Origin of the sequence: Sphingobacterium sp. 40-24, from assembly GCF_001899705.1 — a bacterium.
GTDB lineage: Bacteria > Bacteroidota > Bacteroidia > Sphingobacteriales > Sphingobacteriaceae > Sphingobacterium > Sphingobacterium multivorum.
Genome location: NZ_MKWH01000059.1, coordinates 22,358 through 46,825, shown reverse-complemented (window position 1 = coordinate 46,825; position 24,468 = coordinate 22,358). Strand labels below are relative to the sequence as shown.

Annotated in this window: 18 protein-coding genes, 1 pseudogene and 1 riboswitch; of the genes and pseudogenes, 7 read left to right on the top strand and 12 right to left on the bottom strand. The window is 39.2% G+C overall.

What is annotated here, in order from left to right:
* Position 1: 1 nt before the first annotated feature.
* The 3 genes from BGP15_RS21690 to BGP15_RS21680 are packed head-to-tail and all read right to left on the bottom strand — an operon-like array spanning position 2 to position 1,853.
* On the bottom strand, positions 2 to 637 hold the full coding sequence (locus BGP15_RS21690; RefSeq protein WP_038330872.1) for a hypothetical protein: 636 nt from the start codon (positions 635 to 637) through the stop codon (positions 2 to 4).
* Between the two features lie 5 nt (positions 638 to 642).
* Positions 643 to 1,080 (bottom strand): DUF3408 domain-containing protein, encoded by a 438-nt coding sequence (locus tag BGP15_RS21685; protein ID WP_038330874.1) that lies wholly within the window; start codon positions 1,078 to 1,080, stop codon positions 643 to 645.
* Positions 1,081 to 1,085: 5 nt separating this feature from the next.
* A complete protein-coding gene (locus BGP15_RS21680) occupies positions 1,086 to 1,853 on the bottom strand; it encodes a ParA family protein (RefSeq protein ID WP_038330876.1) in 768 nt (255 codons plus the stop codon).
* A 724-nt stretch (positions 1,854 to 2,577) separates the two neighbouring features.
* On the opposite strand from BGP15_RS21680, the gene mobA reads away from it, so the two are divergent.
* Both mobA and mobB read left to right on the top strand, forming a co-directional pair.
* Positions 2,578 to 3,009: a conjugal transfer protein MobA gene (gene mobA, locus BGP15_RS21675; RefSeq protein WP_038330878.1), complete on the top strand. Its 432-nt coding sequence runs from the start codon at positions 2,578 to 2,580 to the stop codon at positions 3,007 to 3,009.
* 5 nt (positions 3,010 to 3,014) lie between these two features.
* Positions 3,015 to 4,292, top strand: coding sequence for a conjugal transfer protein MobB (gene mobB / locus BGP15_RS21670; protein ID WP_038330880.1), 1,278 nt, complete (start codon positions 3,015 to 3,017; stop codon positions 4,290 to 4,292).
* Positions 4,293 to 4,452: 160 nt separating this feature from the next.
* On the opposite strand, the gene BGP15_RS21665 is transcribed toward mobB, so the two are convergent.
* Complete coding sequence (locus BGP15_RS21665) at positions 4,453 to 5,604, bottom strand: Atu1372/SO_1960 family protein (RefSeq protein ID WP_038330883.1); 1,152 nt, start codon at positions 5,602 to 5,604, stop codon at positions 4,453 to 4,455.
* Positions 5,605 to 5,687: 83 nt separating this feature from the next.
* Between BGP15_RS21665 and BGP15_RS21660 the strand changes: the two genes are divergently transcribed.
* Entirely contained in the window at positions 5,688 to 6,467 is a 780-nt protein-coding gene (locus BGP15_RS21660; RefSeq protein WP_038330885.1) for a helix-turn-helix domain-containing protein, read from the top strand.
* 108 nt (positions 6,468 to 6,575) lie between these two features.
* A complete protein-coding gene (gene mobC, locus BGP15_RS21655; RefSeq protein ID WP_038330888.1) occupies positions 6,576 to 8,573 on the top strand; it encodes a conjugal transfer protein MobC in 1,998 nt (665 codons plus the stop codon).
* A gap of 55 nt (positions 8,574 to 8,628) precedes the next feature.
* Here the strand turns inward: mobC and BGP15_RS21650 are convergent, their stop codons facing one another.
* Both BGP15_RS21650 and BGP15_RS21645 read right to left on the bottom strand, forming a co-directional pair.
* A complete protein-coding gene (locus tag BGP15_RS21650) occupies positions 8,629 to 14,085 on the bottom strand; it encodes a helicase-like domain-containing protein (RefSeq protein WP_038330890.1) in 5,457 nt (1,818 codons plus the stop codon).
* Positions 14,072 to 14,509, bottom strand: a complete 438-nt coding sequence (locus BGP15_RS21645) for a DUF1896 domain-containing protein (RefSeq protein WP_038330892.1) — start codon at positions 14,507 to 14,509, stop codon at positions 14,072 to 14,074. Before BGP15_RS21645 ends, BGP15_RS21650 begins: the two co-directional genes overlap by 14 nt.
* 177 nt (positions 14,510 to 14,686) lie before the next feature.
* Positions 14,687 to 14,753: riboswitch (Fluoride riboswitch) on the top strand.
* A 30-nt stretch (positions 14,754 to 14,783) separates the two neighbouring features.
* Here BGP15_RS21645 and BGP15_RS21640 point away from each other — a divergent pair.
* From BGP15_RS21640 to BGP15_RS21625, 3 genes are all read left to right on the top strand, one after another.
* Positions 14,784 to 16,106, top strand: coding sequence for a voltage-gated chloride channel family protein (locus BGP15_RS21640; RefSeq protein ID WP_084106827.1), 1,323 nt, complete (start codon positions 14,784 to 14,786; stop codon positions 16,104 to 16,106).
* A 299-nt stretch (positions 16,107 to 16,405) separates the two neighbouring features.
* On the top strand, positions 16,406 to 17,302 hold the full coding sequence (locus tag BGP15_RS21630; RefSeq protein WP_038330895.1) for an NmrA family NAD(P)-binding protein: 897 nt from the start codon (positions 16,406 to 16,408) through the stop codon (positions 17,300 to 17,302).
* Positions 17,303 to 17,315: 13 nt separating this feature from the next.
* Positions 17,316 to 18,236, top strand: a complete 921-nt coding sequence (locus BGP15_RS21625) for a helix-turn-helix domain-containing protein (RefSeq protein WP_038331139.1) — start codon at positions 17,316 to 17,318, stop codon at positions 18,234 to 18,236.
* 46 nt (positions 18,237 to 18,282) lie between these two features.
* Here the strand turns inward: BGP15_RS21625 and BGP15_RS21620 are convergent.
* The 6 genes and pseudogenes from BGP15_RS21620 to BGP15_RS21595 form a co-directional block, all read right to left on the bottom strand.
* Positions 18,283 to 19,094, bottom strand: a pseudogene (locus tag BGP15_RS21620) (ORF6N domain-containing protein).
* 71 nt (positions 19,095 to 19,165) lie between these two features.
* Positions 19,166 to 21,250, bottom strand: coding sequence for a type IA DNA topoisomerase (locus BGP15_RS21615; protein WP_038330896.1), 2,085 nt, complete (start codon positions 21,248 to 21,250; stop codon positions 19,166 to 19,168).
* A gap of 2 nt (positions 21,251 to 21,252) precedes the next feature.
* Positions 21,253 to 22,743 carry a DUF3945 domain-containing protein gene (locus tag BGP15_RS21610; RefSeq protein ID WP_038330898.1) on the bottom strand — a complete coding sequence of 497 codons (1,491 nt, stop codon included), beginning with the start codon at positions 22,741 to 22,743 and terminating at the stop codon, positions 21,253 to 21,255.
* A gap of 105 nt (positions 22,744 to 22,848) precedes the next feature.
* The gene (locus BGP15_RS21605; protein ID WP_038331140.1) at positions 22,849 to 23,130 is read right to left on the bottom strand and encodes a helix-turn-helix domain-containing protein; all 282 of its coding nucleotides are present in this window, start codon (positions 23,128 to 23,130) and stop codon (positions 22,849 to 22,851) included.
* Positions 23,131 to 23,167: 37 nt separating this feature from the next.
* Entirely contained in the window at positions 23,168 to 23,296 is a 129-nt protein-coding gene (locus BGP15_RS21600; protein WP_257213780.1) for a hypothetical protein, read from the bottom strand.
* A gap of 262 nt (positions 23,297 to 23,558) precedes the next feature.
* A complete protein-coding gene (locus tag BGP15_RS21595) occupies positions 23,559 to 24,404 on the bottom strand; it encodes an RteC domain-containing protein (RefSeq protein ID WP_038330900.1) in 846 nt (281 codons plus the stop codon).
* Between the last annotated feature and the right edge of the window lie 64 nt (positions 24,405 to 24,468).

Genomic DNA, 24,468 nt, shown 5'->3' with positions numbered 1-24,468 from the left:
GTTAAACAAACTCCCCAATGTCAAAATCATTCAAATCACTTTTCCGCAAAGTGGAAGAACCGGCATCCGTTTCAGAAATGATTGTATTATCCAAAAGCTCCGCAATTTTTCTGGATGCACCGTCCATGGAATTTTCCAGTAGGCTGAATAATTCGGTTCCCTGTATTTTATGAACTATAGCTATCGCTGTTTCCTTTTGGGCTGTTTCCAATTTTTCTTTTTGGAGCAATACCCCCACGGAGCTTAGTTCTTCAAAAGTAACCCCTTGGGCTAAACCATTATTGCCACCGGATATTCCATACCTGTTCCATTCTTCTTCCTCTTCCTCAAAATCAGGCGTATTACTAAAAACCTCATCCAGTTCTTCCTGCGGAATTTGAATACCTAAGTTTTCATTCTCGTCGTATTCTATGTCTAAATTAGCAGGATTAAACTGTAGATCCTCCATTTGGCGTTCAGTGGCGGTGTTTGGCACTAATTGGCATCTTATAGGTTTCGGTTGCCCCATTATATCTGGAAGATTAGGATTGACTTTTTCCTGTTTCGGCTTTTGCTCCGACCTCTTTTTGATAACAATCTTATCATGCAACAATAGCCCAATGACTATCAGCAGGCATATTACAATTAATGTTTCCATAATTATTAAATAGGTTTATACTTGTCGTTATAACTTTTGGTAATCTGTTCGCTAAATTCCTGAAAATGATAATCCAGTAAGTTGTCCAAATAAGCATAAATAGTAATCTTATCTTCGCCAATCACCTGTATGATGCGTGTCAATTTTTCATGAAATTCTGGTCTGATATAAACTGTTTTTCCGTCACGGGCATTGGTGTCTGATTTCTTAAAAAATGTATTTTCGTAATCTATTTCAGAAGTTCTCTTACTACGGCTCTTATCCTTGACAGCCTGTTTATCCTGTGATAGTTCCTTTGGCTTAACGACCACAGTTTCGGTTGCTTTTGGTTCAGGTTCCGGTGGAAGCTGTAACCCTTCTTTCTTTACACCGTCAACCATCAGGTTCATCATTAGCTCCTCGTCAATATCAGGAGTAATTTTTTTCTTATTATCTTTTTCCATAGGGATTATAATTGAATGATTTTTAAAAATTCGTTCATAAAAAGGTCTAGTTGGCAGGCGTTCATCAACCTTTCGTCCGGAGGCATCAGCGTTGAGCGAAAAATAGCTTTGCTGTTCACTTCGCTTTCTTTGCGAAAGCGTGTGCTGTTTTTTACTTGGCTTTGCATCAGGCTAAATCCCAAATCATTGATAAGGTTGTTATACACATCGTATAAAGGTGTGCTCTCCCTGCCATCAACCTGGTTCCAGAACAGGTTGATCGTTTTTATGGACGTTTCGCCTTTTTTCATAATCACGTCTTGCAAGAGCTGTGTGAAAACGAGCGTGCTTTCCATTACTACACGATCTGCCGTGATTGGCGTAAAAATGTGGTGCATTCCCGCCAATGCTTTCAGAATACCCGGCGTGTTTACCGTTCCCGGAAGGTCAAAAAATACAGCATCAATTGAAACCGGAGAAGCCTCAACAAATTCGTTGGCTGCTTCCAGTACGCTATCCGCTCTGTGCTGAATAATTTCGTACGCCTTTTTGTTGATGGTGGTAAACTGTTTATACGCCAGCTTTTTCAAAGCCTCGTTTTCCATTACCATTTTCAAATCACGCTCTTTCATTTTCAACAGGCTATGCTGTGGAAAATCTGCATCAAATACAGCTACATTGTAGCCCAAACGATAATGCAGGATGCTTGCCGCAAGTGTTGTAAACGTACTCTTACCTACGCCACCTTTTTGAGAAGAAAAGGCGATAAAAACTGTTTTGTGTTTTGCATTCATCTCTTTAACTTTTTTTTAATTATTTATATACTCATTTACCTATTTGCGTAGGTGCCTATGTTTGCAGTCTGCTACCTATTTATCTCTGCATATAGATATGTTACTCAATACAGATATATTTAGGCAGGTATCTATACACCTAAACACATACCTCTGTAGGTGTGCAGGTAAGTAAGTTTGTATCGAAAAACCTATTTACTGATGTGCCTGCATCTCTACATGTAGAATTACACAGATAGGTATCTGAACATGTACTTTCCTATGTACTTGTTTTTTTATCTATCTACCTCGATAGTTATATACTTAGGTTGTTACGTGCATAACTATTTATGCACTTATATCCTTTTGTTGGTACAAATAAAAAGAGATAAATAAGCAGTTCTTTCAATGTGGCATTGTTTGGCGTTCAAAGGCATTGTTTGGCACTGTATCACAGTACAATGCTTTCAAAAACAGGTCTTTACTTTGTATAATGATTTTTATTAACGGATTTATGCAAAATCGAATGGACAAAATGGAGTTTAACAGCCACGGCATCGAGCCGTTTTTCCCTGTTAAAATCAATCCGTCCCGCAGGGCGGATTTTTGTGTTCAACAGAACACGGCAAGTTGTGTTTTGAGGCACTCGAAACCGAGTTCGTGCCTCAAAACAACTTGCCCTGCTGGGAGCTGAAAAACACTCTCCGAAGTCGAGGTTTTGTACGGATTAAAAAATGGATTAGTGATGAACGAGAGCAATAATAACAAACGAAATAAGGGCGGTCGTAAGCCAAAGCTTGACCCAAGTACCCACCGTCACGTTTTTCGTCTTACGGACGAAGAAAACGCCAAATTTTTATCGCTTTTTGAAGGATCAGGAATGCCCAACAAAGCAAAATTTATCATTACACAACTGTTCGGAAACAAAATGAAGTCCGTTCAGATTGACAAAGGAACGGTTGATTTCTATATGCGGTTGACTTCGTTTCACAGTCAGTTTCGTTCTATTGGTGTCAATTATAACCAGATTGTAAAGCTATTGTACAAGAGCTTTTCGGAGAAAAAAGCATCGGCATACCTGTATAAATTAGAAAAGCAGACGACAGAAATGGTTGAGCTGTTTAAAAAAGTGCTGGAAATAACCGAGGAATTTGACAAGAAATACCTCAAAAAATAACAGAAATGATAGCAAAAATCGGTAGAAGTGCAAATTTGTACGGTGCGTTGGCATATAATAATCTAAAAGTAGAGAAAGAAAACGGACAAATCTTGTTTACAAATAAGATTATTGAAACGGCAAGCGGGCAATATTCCGTTGCGCAATTGGCACAATCTTTTGCTCCTTATCTTCTGGCAAATCAAAAAACTGAGAAACATACTTTGCATATTTCACTCAATCCCGACCCGAAAGATAATGTTAGTGATGATAAATATCGGGAAATAGCACAACAGTATATGCGGGAGCTGGGTTATGAAGAACAGCCTTTTGTGGTATTCAAGCACACTGATATTGACCGAAGCCATATTCATATTGTATCGGTTTGTGTTGATGAACAAGGCAAAAAGATTTCGGACAAATTCGAGAAAATGCGGTCTATGAACCTGTGCCGTGAACTGGAGCAGAAACATGGATTGATACCCGCAACCGATAAAGAGCGTAACCAAAATGACAATGTTTTCCTCCCGATAGATTATAAGGCAGGCGACGTAAAGAGCCAAATCGCTTCGGTTGTTCGTCACCTGCCAAACTATTACCAGTACCAGACTTTGGGCGAATACAATGCCCTGCTATCCCTGTTCAATATTACCACCGAAAAAGTGGAGGGCGAACTACACAAAAAGATGCGGCAGGGTTTACTGTACATCCCCTTAAATGAAAATGGCGAAAAAGCCGGGCATCCGTTCAAGGCTTCCCTGTTCGGAAAGAGCGCAGGGCTTCCGGCTTTGGAATTGCATTTTGCGAAATGCAAAACGGCTTTGAAAGACCACCCAGGCAAGCAGACCCTAAAAGCTGCCGTTACCGTTGCCCTGAAAACCACGAGCGACGAGCAGGCTTTTAAAAAGCAGCTAATTGAACAGGGCATTAACGTGGTGGTACGACAGAACGATACAGGTCGTATTTATGGTATCACATTCATAGACCATAATTCCAAAGCAGTTTGGAACGGTTCACGTTTAGACAAGGAGCTTTCTGCCAATGTCTTTAATGATTACTGGAATAATAATATCAAACCGGATATAAAAGAAGCTGCTGTACCAATCCCCAAACTATCCACATCAAATGATGCGGATCTTCCTGCGGAAGAACCACACCATTTGTTCGACTTCTTAACTACGGAAAAACACGAAGATGGTTTGATTGAAGCATTGGGCGGTTTGCTACCCGAAGCCCAGGGCGAGGATTATGAGGAACAGGATTTTGCTAACAAGATGAAGAAGAAAAGGAAGAAAAAAATGTAATTCTTCCTTTTATAGTTCACTAAAAATATATTGGATTCGTTCTTTAACATTACGCTGACCTTTCTGAAAGACAGTATATTGCAACATAGTGAATGAAAGAATGGTAATCAGAATTATTTTTCTCATTATCAATAATTATCTATCTGCGTATAACAGCTATCTACTCAACTTCAAAAATTGCCTGAATAGATACAGAAGAACCAACTGGTAAGGAATATGCCCCCGATGTATTTCGTGTATGCTTTCCCTTTTCTCCGAATATTTCCACTGTCAGGTCAGAAGCTGCATTCATCAACATAGCGTGCTGCGTATATGTTTCAGGAGTATTAAAAACGCCAATCAATTGCACACATTTTTTTACTTTGTTCAAATCGCCTCCCACTGCCTCTTTCAAAATTGCAATAATGTTGAGCATAGTAACTTTGGTCGCTTCTTCTACTTGTTGTTCAGTAACATCAATACCGACTTTTCCAGGATATAAAATCTTTCCGTCTTTAAGTGAAACCTGATTGATAAATACTAAATTCCCGGAACGCGAAAAAAGCTCGTAGTTTCCTACAGGTTTTGGTAATTCAGGTAAAACAATATTTTTCTGTTTCAATACCTCGTTGATATCCACTGTGTATGCAGATTTAGTTTCGATTGACTTTTGTTTGAAAGTTCCTTTTAATGCCGTGGAAACTTTAGCAAAATTTTCTCCCTGGAATTTGGCAAGATAACGTTCGCTTTTGCTTGGTCTTGTCACATCTTTTAAGGAAGCCAGACTAGTTGTACCTAACACCGAGTTCCCTTGCGGTATATTTTTTTCTATGTTTTCATATCCACGAATACCATTTGATACCAGTATCATACCGTGTACTGCCAGACTATTCCAGAAAGATTGCAATGCCAGTTCTTTTCCGGCTCCGCTTCCTGCAGACATAAAAACAGTTGCAGGCATACCTTCTAATTCGTGTTTTGTCCAGACATCTACCGTTTTTGATAAAAATTCGCTCATTGCCGTACTGATATTCCCGAAGTACACAGGCGAGCCAAAAGCTATGCCATCGTAGGAACTTAATTCATCAACGTTGGCTACGGGAATGTCTTTCAACTTGACATTATCTGATGCTTTCACCAACTTTATAGTAGCATTAGCATCGCTATTTTTCTCAATTCCTTCGGTAATGTTCTTTGCCAGTTCATAAGTGCCGCCATTATCAGAATGGATAAGCACCAGTATGTTTGTTTTCTTATTTTGAGCCATAGCAGTAGTGTTGATTGATAATAAAAAGGAGAGCGTGAAAACTAAAAATGAGATTGTTTTATTCATTGCACAGGAAATTTTTCTAATAATATTGCAAAATTAAATATTTCGTTTTTATTAGCTTTGCCAAAAAGTATATTTAAAACGCAATGCTAAAATGTGGTCTTAAGGAAACAACTCCTGGCAATTATTCAGATGATGTTATAAGCGATGCTTATATATGGCAGCAACAAAACTGGAAACACGATGATTACGAGCATTCTCACGCACGTTATCAGCTATCCTATGTTACAGAGGGTTTTCAGTATTTTTACATAGAGAATAAGGTTTATTTTGTACCTCAAAATCACGCAATATGGATACCGTCAAATATAAAACACCGCATATCATCATCAGCAGAAACCGTTAATCTGACAGTATTGCTCTTTAAGTATATTCCGCAAAATCAATTTTACAATTCCGTAAAGATTTTCCGTGTTCCTATTGTCTTACACGAAATGCTCAATTATGCAACTAAGTGGAATAAACAACTTATTGAAGATGATAATCAGAAAGTCTTTTTATTAGCCATTTTGCAAAACCTTCCAGATTTTTATCAGAAAAATAATGCTTTGGAAATCCCTGTACCTTCAGACGAGCGACTAATTCCGATTTGCAGTCATATCAATGAAAATTTCAGATATGAGTTTAAAGTCGAAGATTATGTAGAAATTGCGAATATGTCGGTACGCAATTTACAACGTATCTTTAAAAATGAAACGGGGATAACCATACAGAAATATATACAGCTTACCCGTATTTTGAAGAGTATTGAACTAATTGATACTAAAAAATATACCCTTACAGAAGTAGCATTCAAAGTAGGATACAAGAGTTTGTCCGCATTCCTTACTTCCTATAAATCATTAATGAAATCCGCTCCTAAATAAATACACTGATTAAGCCAAATACCGCCACGTACTGCCTTAGACTACCACAATCTTATAACTATTCCGCACAGACTTTAAATTCACGCCCGAACATTAAAACTCAAAATAATGCAGGGAGAGGACGATTTAAGAGGCTTAGCCAAGATAATGGCTTTTATGCGGGCAGTCAGTATTCTATTGGTACTGATGCACCTTTATTGGTTCTGCTACGGGTTCTTTTTAGAACGTGGCTGGACACTGGAAGTAATCAACAAGATTTTAGGCAATTTCGACAGAACGGCGGGTTTGTTCTCACATACCCTATATACCAAAGCCTTTGCTTTGGTATTGCTCGCTTTAAGCTGTTTAGGCACTAAGGGCGTAAAGAATGAGAAGATAACCTGGACTAAAATTTACGTGACTTTGGGTATCGGTTTCGTGCTGTTTTTCCTGAACACACCATTGCTAAAGCTATCCCCGGCAGTAGGCACGTTCCTGTATATCCTGACTATATCGTTAGGCTATATCGCTTTGCTGATGGCGGGTGTATGGATGAGCAGACTATTAAAGAACAACCTGATGGACGACGTTTTCAATAATGAAAACGAGAGCTTCCAACAGGAAACAAAGCTGATGGAAAACGAATATTCCGTCAATCTACCCACAAAGTTCTTTTACAAAAACAAATGGAACAACGGTTGGATTAACATCGTGAACCCTTTTCGAGCCTCGATTGTGTTGGGCACACCAGGTTCGGGCAAGAGCTATGCAATTGTAAACAACTACATCAAGCAGCAGATAGAGAAAGGGTTTAGTATGTACATCTACGATTTCAAGTTCGACGACCTTTCTACTATTGCCTACAATCACTTACTGAAGCATCGGGATAAGTACGAAGTACAACCCAAATTCTACGTGATAAACTTCGACGACCCACGCAAGAGCCACCGTTGTAATCCACTCAATCCCGAATTTATGACGGACATATCGGATGCCTACGAAGCGGCATATACGATAATGCTAAATCTTAACAAGTCGTGGATTTTGAAGCAAGGGGATTTCTTCGTGGAAAGCCCAATTATATTGCTTGCAGCCATTATTTGGTATCTCAAAATCTACGAAAACGGGAAGTATTGCACTTTCCCGCACGCCATCGAATTGCTGAATAAAAAGTATTCGGACGTGTTCACGATTTTAACTTCCTATCCCGATTTAGAAAATTATTTGTCATCGTTTATGGACGCTTGGCAAAGTGGCGCACAAGACCAATTACAAGGTCAGATAGCATCGGCAAAAATTCCTTTATCAAGAATGATTAGCCCGCAACTGTACTGGGTTATGACGGGCGACGATTTTACGCTCGACATCAATAACCCGAAAGAACCAAAGATTTTGTGCGTAGGTAATAACCCCGACCGCCAAAATATTTATTCGGCAGCTTTGGGTTTGTACAACTCCCGGATCGTAAAATTAATCAACAAAAAAGGACAGTTAAAAAGCTCCGTCATCATCGACGAGCTGCCGACGATATATTTTAGAGGACTGGACAATCTCATCGCAACGGCGAGAAGTAATAAGGTGGCGGTATGCCTGGGTTTTCAGGACTTTTCGCAATTAACAAGAGATTACGGCGATAAGGAAAGCAAGGTTATTCAGAATACCGTCGGTAATGTTTTCAGTGGGCAGGTTGTAGGCGAAACGGCAAAGAGCCTTTCCGAACGCTTCGGTAAAGTGTTGCAGAAACGCCAGAGTATGACCATCAACCGAAATGATAAATCTACTTCTATTTCAACTCAGTTAGATAGTTTAATACCGGCATCTAAAATATCGACGCTAACACAAGGGATGTTTGTAGGAGCAATTTCAGACAATTTTGATGAACGTATTGAACAGAAAATATTTCACTGTGAAATCGTAGTAGATAATGACAAAGTAGCTTCCGAAACTAAAGCCTATCAAAAAATACCGCAGATTTTATCTTTCACAGATAAGAACGGTACAGATAATATGAAACAAGAGATTGAAAAAAACTATCGGCAGATAAAATCAGACGTAGTTCATATAATTGAAAGTGAATTGGAGCGAATTAAAAACGATCCAGATTTGCAGTATTTGGTGCAAGAGTGATAAAATAAAAGGAAGATGTTAGATCTCCCTTTTATTTTGCCCGTATACTATGTTACTAAAATATACTACGAGGTATATGAATACCTTTTGTCCGTATAATGCCTTCCTGAAATTTTGGAGTTTCTTTCTGCTTTTCCACTTGCTCCAGAGCATCTGCTTTTTTATCTGGCGAAAGGGATAATTGTATCTTCCGGTCAATACCTGCTAATTCGGTTTTGAGTTCGCTTAGTCGTTTTTCCTTTGCCCAGGTTCCGTTTACTACTTGCTGAAGTATAGGTATATCTTTTTGGAACTCTATGATATTCTCTTGCTCTTTTTTTATGTAAGTTGGCAGTTTTTCCAATGCCCTCAAAAAGTTCAATGATGCGGTTTCGGGTTCTTTTGCCATTACACCACTGTTGAAGGTATATTTGATATTTCCCTCGCCCTGAATAAAGAAACGGTTATGTTTTTCTACAAGACTGCTACTATCTTTTTGTGTGGCTTCGGTTTTAACCAAAAGCTGAAAACCGTAAAGATTTCCGATTTCTTCATAATCTCCACCTGTACGAGCTTTGTCCGCAAGCTCATTGAGTTTAGTTCCAATCTGTTTTGGGTTTGCATTAGCTGGTAGGTCGGCTAACTGAACAGCATTAATAATCGTACCGTCCTGCTTTTTCTGAATACGTCCTTGAAGGTTAGTCCAATCAAGGCTCATCCTGTCAAAGCGGGATTGAGCTTTACCCAGTTCTGCCGTAAAATCTTCCAGCTTGTATTTCGCACTTGATTTGGAACGGTTAAACGCCTGTTTTTCGCTTTCCAATCCAGCAATCTGTTTTTCTACTTTGGCTTTATCCAACAGGTCAGTATTTCCCGAAAGAATTGCTACATATTCTGAGAAATTCATTCCCGATTTTTCGTCCATACTGCCCTCATCAATAGTACGTTTACCGAGATTATTGGATTTTAATTGGTCGATAAATAACTGTTTATTGAACAACAGATTAAACTTATAACTATCTAGTGATTTTTCAACGGCATAGATAACTACATCTACTTTATTATCGGCAAAGAACTTGGCAATCTCATTGCCTTTGCGGATTGCTCGACCATCACGTTGGGCAAGGTCACTTGGTCGCCAAGGTGTGTCCAGATGATGAATGGCAACAGCTCTTTTCTGTGCATTGACACCTGTACCGAGCATACTTGTTGAGCCGAATAACACACGGATTTTGCCCTCATTCATTCCTTTAATCAGTTCCTTACGTTGGTTGTCCGTTTTTGCTTCCTGTATAAAGCGTACTTCGTTTGCAGGTATACCGTGGTCTTCCACGAGTTTGCGTCTAATTTCGGAATACACATTCCATTCATTAGGCTTATACGTTCCCAAATCCGAGAACACGAACTGCGTTCCTTTCTGTGCGTTGAATTTGTTGTAATATTTGGCAATATTACCTGCACAATGTGAAGCCTTGCTATCGGGATGGTCTTTGTAAGCTCCGCTTACCATTTGCATATCTAATGACATCTTACGGGCATAGTCCGTAGCAATCAGCATCTTTGCTTTTTCTTCTGTTGGAGATAAGGGCGGTCTTCCCAACAAGACTGCATTTCCTGTTTTGGCAAATTCCATCAGTTTTTTAATAAATACATCCTGGTCGGGAGTTGGTGGAATGTTATACAGGATTTCATTTTTTACAGGTCGGTCGATACCAATATCCTTTGCAGTACGGTAATCCGTAATTTCCGAGTAAAACTGTGCAAGCTCGGGTACTTTGATAAAGTATCGAAAACGTTCTTTCGCCACAATATTGTTGGCAACCGAAAACTCATAGTCAGTCGTTTTTCGGGCATAGATTGCTGCCCACGCATCAAAACAGTTAATACCTTGTTTTTCCAATGCCCGTGGTCGCAGGTATTTAAAGAGCAGGTACAATTCCGTCAATGAATTGCTGATAGTTGTACCCGAAAGAAAGGTTGCACCCATATCTGCATCGGTACGCTCCTGTATGGTTCTGATTGCAAACAGCAGGTTTAACGCTTTTTGGCTACCGTCCACGTTACCCAATCCAGCTACACGGCTGTGACGGGTGTTAAACATCAGGTTTTTAAACTGATGGCTCTCGTCGATAAATAAATGGTCTATGCCCATCATTTTAAAATCGACAATATCATCTTTGCGATTTTCAATATCGTGCTGTAAAGTCTTTAGCTTTACTTCGAGGTTTTCTTTCCGTTTAATGGACCCGGCAAGCATACCTCTTGTTACTTCAGCTCCCTGCGACTGCATCGCATCGAGGTTTCGCTCCACATTATCCAATTCTATTTCGAGGATTTCCTTTTGAATTTCTGGCGATTGCGGTATCATACCGAATTGGTCGTGTGTTAAAATCACACAGTCCCAATCGTTGTTTTTAATATCTCCGAAAATTCGCAGGCGTTTTTGCGGTGTAAAATCTTCTTTGCCCGGAAAGAGGATTTTAGCGTGTGGATAGGCAGTGCGATAGGCTTCGGCGATTTCGTGCACATTACTTTTCAGCCCGATTATCATTGGTTTATGAGCAAGTCCCAAACGCTTCATTTCCTGTGCTGCCGTACACATTATCAATGTTTTTCCTGCACCTACTTCGTGATCGCAGATAGCACCGTTATTGAGTTTAATCATCAATACGGCATCTTTTTGACTTCCGTACAGGTCTTCAATGCCCAATGCTTTACGGTCTAATCCCGGAAACTCCTGATGGCTTCCATCATAGTTTGGGCGAACAAAACAATTAAACTTATCATTGTATTGGTCGGTTAGCCTTTTTTTAAACTCATTGCTCTGTGCGTGTAACCAATCGGTAAAAGCGGTACGTATTTCGTCAATTTTAGTGTTTGCCATCTGTATGGCTTCCATATCCTTTACTTTGACTTCCTTGCCGTCTATTTCGACTTTTTTGGTGATATCGGGCGTCGTATTGACAAGAGCGTGTTTGAGCAGAGCAACGCCATCAAACGTCCTGCTTTCAGCCTTTACCGCATATTTTACCCATATATTTTGATTGCCCCGATTACAGATTACGGAAAAATTATCGGAACTGTCGGAATAATGGATATTCACTTCCGCATCGAACAGGTGCGAAGCAAATTTGGCATAAATACCTGTGGGTATCCAGCGTTCACCAAGGTTAAAGTCCAGTTCCTCAAATTCGATACGTCTTGGTCGGGCTTCTTCCAATACCATAAGGCTGTGCTTTGCTTCGGTATTTTCGGGATTGCTTTCTACATATTCTATTATTTCCTGTGCTTTTTCTACCACGTTACCGGCTATCCAGCGTTCGGAAATTTCGTATTCACTTTGCAGGGGATTATAAAAAATACGACCGTGCAGAGCATCTTTCAAGGCATCTGCAGACATACTGCTGATTTCGGACATATAGTCCAAATCAACACTTCCGTATTTATTCAATGAGGATGCTAATGCTTCTTCGGGATTATCGGTTGCTAATGTTGTCGTGGAAAAACTTACAGGATGGCTGAAAATATCCGCTTTATGGATAACACTCCCTTTTACACGCTCCAAATAAGGGATTTCTTTTCCGGCACTATCCGTCTTAATCAGCTTGATATTATCGGCACTGTTCAGACTACCGTACCTTTTTACAAAAGCATCGTACAGTTGGTTTAAATTTTCTCTTTCTGCCTTATGTTCGGTTTGTAGTTCCGCTTCTTTATTGTAAAGCTGTTGGTAAATATCACGTACTCCGATATACGCTTCGGCTCTTGCTTTCTGTAAAGAAGGTAATTGCAATGGGTAGAACATTGCAGTTTTATCCACTTTATCTACTTCCTGTAAATGACCTACCCAACCATTATCAACCACAAGGCAATCGTTACGATGGAACGATTGCAATTCGCCACTATACGGAGCAGGCTTAGGAATGGCTGCAAGAACAGGTACGGAAATAGCTGGTTTATCAGCCTGGTCATTTCCGTTAGACTGCGAAAATAAATCGCGAATAATTTCCTGTTTTGTTCCGTTGGGTGGAACGGTTCTATTGACCGAGCCATTGGAAACTGAAGGCGTATAAGGTTGCTGCATTGCTGAACTGAACAGGTCGATTTGGCGACCAATGTTAGCCCGTTGTTTTTTGGTAGTTTGCTTTTTAGATTTCGTTGCTTTCTTTGGTGGAGTTAAAACCGCTATGTTTTCATCATCATTTTCAAACAGGTCGAAAATGCTTAACTGTTTTAATTCCTGCGGACTTTCCAGTATGATGGCTGATTGTGTTAAACGATGTTGTTCCGGCTGAATGATTTCACGCTCTTGAATTTCACGTTCAATAACTGGAGGTGTAACAATGGGCTGTGTCGGAATTTGAACAATAGGTTCATCATTCCGTTTTTCTTTGTACAAAGACAAGTTTAAATGCTTTCCAAAATCATCGGAAAGCATCTGTTCAAGGCTATTTGCAATGCCCTCAACACCCTTGTTGTGTGTATAGATTAAAGCAGGTTGCCCGTAAGGGTCGGTAGCTACTTTCCAATGTGTATGTACAATTTGTCCACTTTTATCTAACAAAGCATTGCTTGGCGTACCGTAGCCTGTTTTCGTACTTTGGCAAAATAAATCTTCTCTTTCGGTCAGATTTTGTTTTGCTGTATTCTTTTGGAGAATGATAAGATCACTGCCGACCTCAGTACCTGCATAATCAGTAAATAGATTATTGGGTAAGCGAATTACGGATACCAAATCGTTGTTTTCCATCAACGCTCTGCGTATAGGCTCGTTATTCGGACTGTTTAAAATCCCTTGTGAGGTAATAAAAGCCTGTAAACCGCCCTCACGGAGCATATCGTTACCTTTCAGAAAGAAATAATTGTGAATGCTTCGGGCAGCCTGAACTTTTGCACTCTCTTTACTACGAGAATACGAAAGGTCAAAAACAGAAGTATCGCCAAAAGGGATATTGCTGGCAACAACATCGTAACTGTTTTGTTCTTTTTCGGGTATTTCTTCAAAACCGCTTATACGGACAGTGCTTTCGGGATAAAGCTGTTTTAATATTTTTCCTGTGAGCACATCTTTTTCATAGGCTGTAACTTTGGTTTCGTTCCCTGCAAAGGATTCGACAAATGATCCGATACCTGCCGATGGTTCAAGGAACTTGTCAATGTGCAAACCCTTATCACGCATTGATTGCGAAATGGCATCTATCACCTGCGGTGGTGTATAAAAAGCGGTTAGTACCGAGCTTTTCATACTGTCCACGTACCTGCGGTATTGCTTTTCGTCTTGGGGATTTTCTTTTAGCAGTTGGTGGAGTTCCTGCACAATCGGGAAAAGGTTATGTTCGGTTTTTCTCCAATGGTTGATGTCTATATCATCCGCTATGGGGTTCAGCACGAATTTAAGACCGCCAAATCCGCTGTATTGCATCATTAGCAGTCTTTCGCCTACGGTGGCTTGACGGTTCTCCTTTTCCAGTTTAAAAGCAATTCGTAAGGCATCAATGTTTTGTTGGAGATGTTGCTTTTTACTGAAGCCCATTTTTCTCTATCCATATTGCAATGGTTCCAGTTACTTCGGTATAAAGAGCATCAAACTCATAGGTGTAAGCGAAATCATCAGTTAATTTATAGTTGGAGAAAACAGGCTCACAGACGGTGAACATTTTAAGAGCGAACGGTCGTAGTTCTTCGTCTGCCATTAGGGTATCAAACTCATTGCATACGACTTGGAAAACCGTATCGAATTTGGAGAAATGCAGATTTTCAAACAGGATATAATTGGCAATCTCGTTGCATTGCTCAACTACGTTTCCCGAACGGAAAGCCACCTCATAAGCATTGGCAGCCCACGATGAACGTTGGTCGATAAACTTTTGGTCGTGTGCCTTTTCAGGGAAGCTGCTGTTTAATAATTCTTGCAGTCGTAACCTGAAATACGATAGGTCTTTTTGCTGTGTACTCATACTATAATTTTGTTTAGAATTTTGCTTGAAGCCTAAAATTATAAGCGGAAGCAAATGCCTTTGTGAATGTTGCAAGGTTTGGCGTTGAGAGGCGGTATTTGGCGTAATAGAATGAAAAGACAAAAAGGATATTTCTTTACGGCAGATATATTATAATATTTTTTTAATACATTTGTCGTTCCAAAAGGAAATGGTGTTCTTCCTTACCCAACCGCTTTTAAAAGCTGATGACGCCTGATTAAATTAAATGTTTAACATTTTAATCGGGTTGGTTATGTCAATAAATAACAAAAAGTCATTCGGTCAAAAAATCAATTTATCTACGAAAGTATTTTTCAGAAAGTATCCTTCAATTTCCTACATCCTTAAATGGACATTTTTATGTTTGCTTATCGGACTTTGTGTTGGTAGTGCTTCAGCAGGTTTTCTGCAATCATTGGACTGGGTTACAAATTATCGTGAAAATCATTTATGGTTAATTGCATTATTGCCAATTGGTGGTTTTTTCATCGGTTTGCTCTATTACTATTTGGGCAAAGACATTGAAGCAGGAAATAATTTGCTTATTGACACCATTCACAATCCAAAAGAAATTATCTCGTTCCGAATGGCTCCGTATGTGTATATCGGAACTATTGCTACGCATTTTTTTGGCGGCTCGGCAGGACGTGAGGGGACGGCTTTACAAATGGCGGGTGCTATTGCCGACCAATTTGTCAAACCTTTTCGATTGACAGAGAGCGAACGAAAAATTTTAATTATTTCGGCTATTTCCGCAGGTTTCGGCTCCGTATTCGGAACACCATTAGCAGGTGCAGTCTTTGGTTTGGAAGTTTTTCTAATCGGACGACTGAAATATGATGCTATTTTTCCTGCATTTGCCGCAGGAATTATTGCCGATTTAGTTACCAAACTTTGGCAGACACATCACACACATTATCACATCAATTTTGTACCCAACATTTCATTTCTAAATATTATATATGCAATTATTGCAGGGATTATTTTTGGGTTATGTTCCGCAACATTTAGCAAGGTCATTCATAAAACAAGTGCGATTTTTAAATCAAAAATTGAATTTGCTCCTTTTCGTCCCTTAGTTGGCGGAGTGATTGTGGCTTTTGCGGTTTGGGCAATCGGCACAACAAAATACATTGGGTTAGGTATTCCAACTATTGTTCACTCGTTTGACCAACAATTACCTGCATATGATTTTGCGTTGAAAATGGCTTTTACTATTATCACACTTTCGGCAGGTTTCAAAGGCGGCGAAATAACGCCGTTATTCTTTATCGGAGCAACTTTGGGAAATACTATAAGTTTATTCATTCCGTTACCAACAGGACTTTTGGCAGGAATGGGATTTGTTGCTGTATTTGCAGGAGCAACCAATACACCATTAGCTTGTATTATTATGGCAATTGAACTATTTGGTGTTGAATGTGGTGTATATGTAGCTATCGCTTGTGTAATTTCGTATCTCTTGTCAGGCCACACTAGTATTTACGGTAAACAAATGATTGGCGAACCAAAGAACCGCAGATTTTCAAATCACCAAGGAAAACGCTTAACTGAACTCAATGGAAATCATAAATAAACAATTTGTAAAGGATAAAAATATTAAATCCACTTAAATTGCTAACACACTTACTGACTACCCAATATTTGAAGCATCCTGCCGACTTCAATATCCATTCGGGAAGAGGCAAACCATTTTTTGCCGAGGTCTTTGAGTGATGACCCGATGTGGTAAAGCTCTGTCTTGTCAATAATTTAAAAACGGTCGTTGATATAGAGAAATTTTTATACTTATTTTTTCGGTTACAACAAAGATAGATTTGGTTACATCCCGGATTTTTAAACCACTGAACTTTGTCAATAATTAAATTTTAAAATATGAAAATTGTATTGACAGGTTCTTTAGGGCATATCGGAAAACCACTTGCAGAAGGGTTGGTAGCAAAAGGACATTCCGTAACGGTTATCAGCAGTAATGTCGGCAGACAAAATGAGATCGAAGCTATTGGGGCAGTTCCTGCTGTTGGCTCGCTTGAAGACGTAGGTTTTCTTGTGAAAACTTTTACAGGTGCAAACATCGTTTATCTGATGGAACCGCCCGCAAATTATTTCAATAAAACTATCGATGTTTACGCACACAGGATAAGGATAGCTAATATTTACGTACAGGCTATTCTATTGGCAGGTGTAACCAAAGTGGTGCATTTGAGCAGTATCGGTGCACATACAGATCACGGAAACGGAATGCTCCGAATTCATTATGAGGTAGAGCAGATTTTAAAAGAATTACCGGAATCGGTTTCCCTGAAAGAAATGCGACCTGTTGGCTTTTACTATAACATGTTTGCATTTATACCTGCTATCAAATCACAGGGGGCAATTATCCAAAATTATGGTGGCGATAAAAAAGAACCTTGGGTTTCGCCTTTAGATATTGCCAGTGCCATTGTAGAAGAGATGGAAAAACCATTTAACGGCAGGACAATTCGTTATATTGCCAGCGATGAAGTTTCTCCAAACAAAGTGGCTCAAGTGCTGGGCGAGGCAATTGGAAAACCCGATCTGAAATGGCAGATGGTTTCTGATGAACAATTTTTAAATGCTCTGTTGGCTATTGGTTTCAATCCACAGGTTGCCAAAGGTTATACAGAAATGAACGCCAGCCGAAGAACGGATGCCTACGAAGATTACAATTTGTACAAACCGCAATCATTGGGTAAAGTAAAATTGACCGATTTTGCAGGCGAATTTGCAACCGTCTTCAATAAAAAATAAATATCTTTATACTGTGCAAAATAAGCCTACATATCGAATAAAAACCATTAGCGAATACCATAAGGTCAGGGAGTTGCCCAAGCCACAGCACCCTCTTATCAGTGTGATTAATTGTGCCGACATTCGACATATAGGCAACGTATGTGATTATAGATGGATGCTCGATTTTTATTCCATATCGCTCAAACGGTCTTCGTATTCTAAGGCAATATATGGGCAACAGGAATATGACTTTGATGAGGGGATTATGTATTTTTCTGCACCGAAGCAGTTATTTAGTTTTGAAATAGATAAAGAGGCAACGCCCGATTTTTCAGGGTGGATATTGCTTGTTCACCCTGACTTTTTATGGCATACGAGCCTCGCTGATAAGATCTTAAAATACGAGTTCTTTGGTTATGATGTACACGAGGCATTATTCCTATCGGAAAAGGAAGAATTACTATTGAAGAATATTATTCTGGGTATTCAGCAGGAGTATCACACGAATATGGATAAGTTCAGCCAGCATATTATTATTTCACAAATAGAAACGTTGCTCAATTATGCCGAACGGTTTTATGAGCGGCAGTTTCTGACAAGAAAAATCACTAATCATCAAATCCTGGACAGACTGGATAAATTATTAAACGATTACTTTAACGACAACGATCTGGCTTCAAGAGGACTTCCTACAGTTCAATATGTATCGGATAAATTAAACGTGTCGCCAAACTATTTAAGTGGCTTACTTAAAATATTGACAGGACAGACCACGCAGCAACACATTCACGATAAACTGATTTTAAAAGCTAAAGAAAAACTTTCAACAACAGATTTGACGGTTAGTGAAATTGCATATGGATTAGGTTTTGAGCATTCTCAATCTTTTAATAGAATATTCAAAAGTAAGACTAACCAATCTCCTTTAGAATTTAGAAAATCATTCAATTGAAATTTGAGAATGGTATAAACAAACTCTTTATAGAAACGAGAGGTTTTTATTGTTTATTCAATATTTGAAGCATCCTGCAAACTTCAATATCCATTCGTGAAAAGGCAAACCATTTTTTGCCCAGGTCTTTGAGTGATGCCCCGATATGGTAAAGTTCCGTATCGTCAATAATCAAAAATCGGTCGTGAGCATCGGAGAAAATCTCAATCTCAATAATGGGAGGATATTGGATGTTGTACCGTTGTAAATCCAGCCGTAATTGATTGCTGATAGATTTGGTATGTATGGTGGAGGCTACATTTGTATTGCGCTTACTCAATAAGGTCAGCACCGTATCATCCACATAATTATCAAGCAGGATAATGGAATTTCCAGCACTACGGATAATATCAGAAACAAAAGCATCGGCATCAAAAACCTGTCCGTTGTAAAAGATACCTTTTTCGCTGTGGAGCTTGTCGTTTTCCAAAGCCTTAAAGATTTTCTCAAATTTTTGATCGGCTTGTAATTGCTTCAATTCAATCTTATCCAAACGATGAAATAAAGAGGCGTTACTGATTAGCATTCTTCTCATTTCTACGAAAGCTTCCATAATTTCAACGCTCACTTTAATAGCAATATGTGAACGAAGTATAGCAGATGCCATTGCAATACCTTGTTCGGTAAAAGCATAAGGTAGATAACGTCTTCCACCATAGTTTAAACTTGAGGTTCCAATTTGGAACCTCAAGTTTTCAAATTCTTCATCTGTCAATTGAAAGCAAAATGAAATAGGAAACCTTTCATATTTCTTTTTACCGCTTTGTTGAGGTTCTTTGTTTCCACTTGGTGTAAGGAAGCGAGGTCGCTATCTAGCATTACTTGCTTTCCACGTAAGGAATAAATCAGGCTCTTGATTTCCATTGTGCTAATGGTAGGTTTGTTTTCCATTACTTTTTGTAACTTTTGTTTTTTTCAAATTCAAAAGAGGTTTTGTATTCTTCATCCAATATGATAAAGGCATCGAACTTCTTTCCTGCCTTGCTTTTCATTCCTTTAATAAGTGAAGTTTTACCTTTATTGATAAGACTTTCAATATCGGCTATCCTAATTTGTACGCCACACACATTACGGAACTGTATCCAATTACAAACTTCATCAGGGCACTTTACAATTTTATCCCGGATGATGAGTTGCTGGCTTTTACATTTCGGGCAATTCAGTTTAGGCAGGTTGTTTTGAGCAATGGAAGTTTGCAATAGTTCATCGGTAATAGATATTGCATATTTTTCCATTTCTGTTTGAAATGCTCCGACATCAGCTTCATTGTTTTCTATTTTCTGCAAGGCAAGTTCCCATTCAGCGGTCATTGCCACATCTGCAATTTTGCGGTCTTTTACTAGTTCATATACCTGCAATCCTTTTTCAGTGGGTATCAGGGATTTCTTTTCTCGTTGGATATAGTTGCGGGTAAACAGCGTTTCGATTATCGCTGCCCTTGTAGCAGGCGTGCCAATACCGATATTTTGCAGGGCTTTCCGTTCGTCCTCGTTTTCAATTTCCTTTCCTGCATTTTCCATTGCCGACAATAGCCCGGCTTCTGTATAAAGCACAGGCGGTTTGGTTTTCTTTTCTAAACAAATGGCTTCCTTAATGTTCAGTTCGTCACCTTTTTTTAAATCGGGTAAGTCCTGAATTGGTTCAGTGTCTTCGTCCGAGAAAGTTCCCTTTATCAAACGCCAACCTGCTTCCAAAACTTTACAGCCTTTCAACGTAAAATCGTAATGCGATACTTGCAACGCTATATCTGTTACTTCTTTGATACAAGGTTGTGATATGGCTTCGAGCAGTCGAAAGGCAATCATATTATAAACTTTCGTTTCGTCCGTTTTGAGAGCAGACGGAATTTTGTCGGTAATAAGTAAACCGTGGTGGTCTGTCACACGTAAATCGTTTACGATACGCTTATTAAACCGACCCCATTTTACTTTTGATACCGCTTGTTTAAATTGCTCATTATTCTGCAATGCTCTTACAAGGTTGGGAATTTCAGCCCACATATCTTCAGGGATATATTTACTTCCGGTGCGTGGGTAAGTGATAAACTTCTTTTCGTAAAGGCTTTGGGCAATATTCAGGGTTTCTTCGGCAGAAAGGTTGAGCTTTTTATTAGCTTCCTTTTGCAGTCCTGTAAGGTCAAACAACAAAGGCGGTTGCTCTGTAACGCTTTTGGTTTCTACCGATGTAATTGTTGCCGTATCGCTTCGCTGAATGGCTTTCAATGTATCATCGGCAAGTTTTTGGTTTTCCCATTTGGTTTTGGAAAGGCTTTTGAAATCAACATTTTCTTTGTTGTGTGATAGCTGAATTTGCCTATACTTCTTAATAGAGAAATTTTTGTTTTCCAAATAGCGTTTACAAATAAGAGCCAATGTAGGCGTTTGCACCCTACCTAACGAATAAATACCATTGCCTGCCGAAATACTCAATGCTTGTGTAGCATTGATGCCCACCAACCAATCGGCCCGGCTTCTGCCTTGCGCAGCCTGATACAATCCGTCAAATTCTTTGCCGTCTTTCAAGCTATCAAAGCCTTGCTTGATTGCCTTTTCGGTAAGTGAACTAATCCAAAGTCGCTCAAAGGGTTTACAGCATTTTAGATGCTCGTAAATATACCTAAAAATCAACTCGCCCTCACGTCCTGCATCGGTAGCAACGATAATGCTGTCGCTTTTGTTGAACAATTCTTTGATGATTTTCAGTTGCTTTAATGCTCCCGTATCGGCTTGGTAGCCCTTGTCTTTTTTGACCTTTCTAACGGTCAATATGAACGGGTTCGGGAGGATAGGCAATGAAGTCTTATCAAACCCCGAAATCCCGTAATCTTCGGGCATTCCTAAGCCAATTAAATGACCGAATGCCCACGTAATAAAATAGCCATTACCCGTTAAGTAGCCGTCTTTTTTATCAGATGCTCCCAACAGGCTGGCTATTTCTCTTGCTACGCTTGGTTTTTCTGCGATAACTGTTTTCATAATTAACTCACTTTTTTACCTTTTGATTTTGCTGGAGCTTTCGGTTTTTCCTGTTGCTCCTGTTGCTTTTCATTCTTCGGTTTTTGCTGTTCTTTTTGCAAAGGTTCTTTCACATTTTTGGTTGCTTCGTTGGTTTTTCCTTCAGAATTAACCGCAGTTTGTGTTTTGTGAGCTTCGGTAGGTTTTACACGTTCCTTATATTGATTTGGGAACTCAAAATTGGTTTTTCCATCTTGTTTATTGAAAGTGATGTAACCCTGGTAGGGCTGGTCCTTTTTGTCTTTCAACTCAATATATACGGTTTGTCCGTCTTTGAATTTGTTGTACTGCTCATCAGTCAGTTCCTTACCTCTGAAAGTTCTCGGAGCTTCGTGCGATTGCTTTTGTTGACTGGTTTGCTTATTACTTTGTTGCTTATTTTGGGATTGCTGGTTATTGTTGTTTCTGTCAAACAAAAACTCAACAAATCTTTTGTCAGCATTATACTGAACATTTGCATCAAAGGTGGTTCCCTTTGTAGAAATCATTCCCTCGATAAACAGAGGTTTCCCCTCCATTAAGGTTTGCTTTTGCACATCGTTCAGTTTTATCCCCTTTAATTCATCAGGGATTTTGATAAATTCTGTTTTTAAAGCAATCAGCTCATTGGTAAGCCTGTCCACACTGATAATGGACGGCATCATTTCTTCTGTTTTGGGATTTTTCAAATCTACCACACGCCCCATATTACCCGTATCGAGCAAGTTCTTTTTGTCTTCTTCGTTAAACTTGTGTCCAAAGAACTCAAAGTTTAGGTTGGGTTCACGTCTGATACCATGTACTGCCGCCACGATACTTCCATCTGGTGTAGGCTGTAACGATAAACGGGCATCTGTGCGTACTACTGCACCGCCAAGATTAATACTAATAGGTACAAGCTCATTAGTCTTGTAACCTTTCAATAATGGTTCAAGGAGGTTCTTTTTTTCAAGGTATTCCTTGCTTAATCCGAGATTGTTCATTGTTTCCCAATCAATCTGTTCCGGCTTGAAACGGTATTCGTTTGTTTCTGGTGTTGTGTGTGTTGTTGCCATATCATTTTTATTTTCTTGTTTTTGTTCTTTTTCGGGTTCATTTTTCACCTCGTGTTTTTCCATTTCTTTTTTACCCTCCGGTGTAGGGTTATCTACCTGCTTTTGAAATTTTTTTGCCTTTTCTACAGCTTCTCCTGCCGGCACTTTAAAGAATGTGAAATTGGTAGGATCTTTTAGCTGTCTCCAAAAATTGGATAGGAAATTGGAAACGAAATCGCCGTGTTTGTCCACACGCATAAAATCAGATTGGTTCTTTTTGGTAGGGTCAACGGTTTCCATTTTGCCGTTTTCGTCAATGCTCTTTACGGCTTGGATTTTCATTTTTTCCTTATCCAATATTAACAGTATGTCCGACAGTTGTTCTGGTACGTTCTGAACAGATTGCTCGGAAGTTTCCTGTTTCTTTGTTTCTTCGCTCATAATCTGAAAATTTTAAAGTTTTTATGCCGAAAGTAAAGGAAGTGCTTCCTGCTTAGCCTAAAGTGGCAGTCAATGGAAATGTTTGGCTTTCATTGGCGTTCTGTTCTATTTATTAAAGCTCTCTCTGATAAACTGATGTACATCTGATAATTTATAATACAATTTCCCGCTAATCGTGTAATATGGGAGCTTCCCAATAGAGCGATAACGTTGCAGAGAACGATTACTGACTTTCAGCATTTGCAAAATATCCTGATTGTCGAGTAGTTCCTCTCCATCAATGGTATTTCGTTTCTTTTTTAAATCGTTAATATTGTCGCCCAACATATCAAATCTGTCCATGATGCGTTCCATCCACGATATAAATTCCATTCTATCAATATTCATAGCACATGTTTTTAAGGATTTATTTTTTTGTCTGTTTTCAGCTTTCTGCCTTTTGCCATAAGTCATCATAGCTTGTATCATTCAGCCTTTGTAGATAATCAGCAATAGTATTTATCCAGTTATTAAGCTGTATCCCTGCTGCTGCTTCAATAGTTATAATTTTCATCGCATTGCTCTTTAATGTTTACAATGCAAAATTGAGAAAGGTGGCAGTGTTTGTCTGCCAAGCCTTGCCAATTGGTTTAGCGGTTTTTTGAAAATTTTACAATTTGACGGAAAGCCTTATTAAATAAGGCTTTCGTTAGATTTTCCGATTTGAGCCATGGTAAAACAAGCCCTTATGCCAGTTGGCATATATGGGCAGATGCAAACACAAAAAAGCAATACGGGATGCGTATCGCTTTCAAACTCTTTATTGATTGGAGTGTTTATAAGTCTTTATCCATATATTCTTCCAATGCCTGTTTCAACTGATCTAAAAACAAGGTTCGAGAACCTGCACGGGTTTTCATCCGGTGGAATGCGTGATGCACATCGGTCAGTGGTATTCGAAACAACACTTGTGAAATAGCAGTGAGCTTCCGGATGCCTAACTTACCGTCCGAAATAGCACCAGATGCGTATAGGGCATACGTTAGCTCAATCAAAGCATTCTTGCTGTCCGTCCAAGATAGCTCTTTAATTTCGCTGGTGCTGCTGAAAAATGTATCAGAGTTTTCTTCGGGACTGATTTTGGTTAAGAGGTAGGCATATAACAGGTCGTTGGAGAGAATACGAGCTAATTTGTAATCGTAATAGGTTGAGAAAAGCGGGTCGATTTCAAACACATAACTATTAAGCCCTTCGAGGTAATTTATCTGCCCCCGTTTAAAATATTCTTGATCTTTATCTATTCTGCCTGAACGGTAGTATCGGTAAAAGTGGGAATTGCAGATATGTTCCCTGAACTCAATCTTCAGCTCTGTTAAATGTTTCGAGAAATAGTTGCGGTAGATTTTTCCATTATTGACCGGGCACGAGGTTTCTATCCGGTACAGTTTATTATAGTAAATTAGCTTTCCGAGGATTTGGGGCTTAGTCATTTTAAAGAATTCAATCTCTTTTGCCTCGTTCTCAAATCCCGAACTTAACACATATTCTTTTGCCGAAACCAATAGCTCCTGAAGAAAGACCGTCATTTGAAAAGCTTCTTCAATTAGTCCCGAGCACGTGACTGAGAGTTTCCGTTCTTGCTCCTGAATTTCGCTAACAATATTGTTTATTGACTTTCTCATAAAGGAAGATTTTACTATCAATATCGGTATCACACAAATTTTACCAATAAATAGTAATTTAATA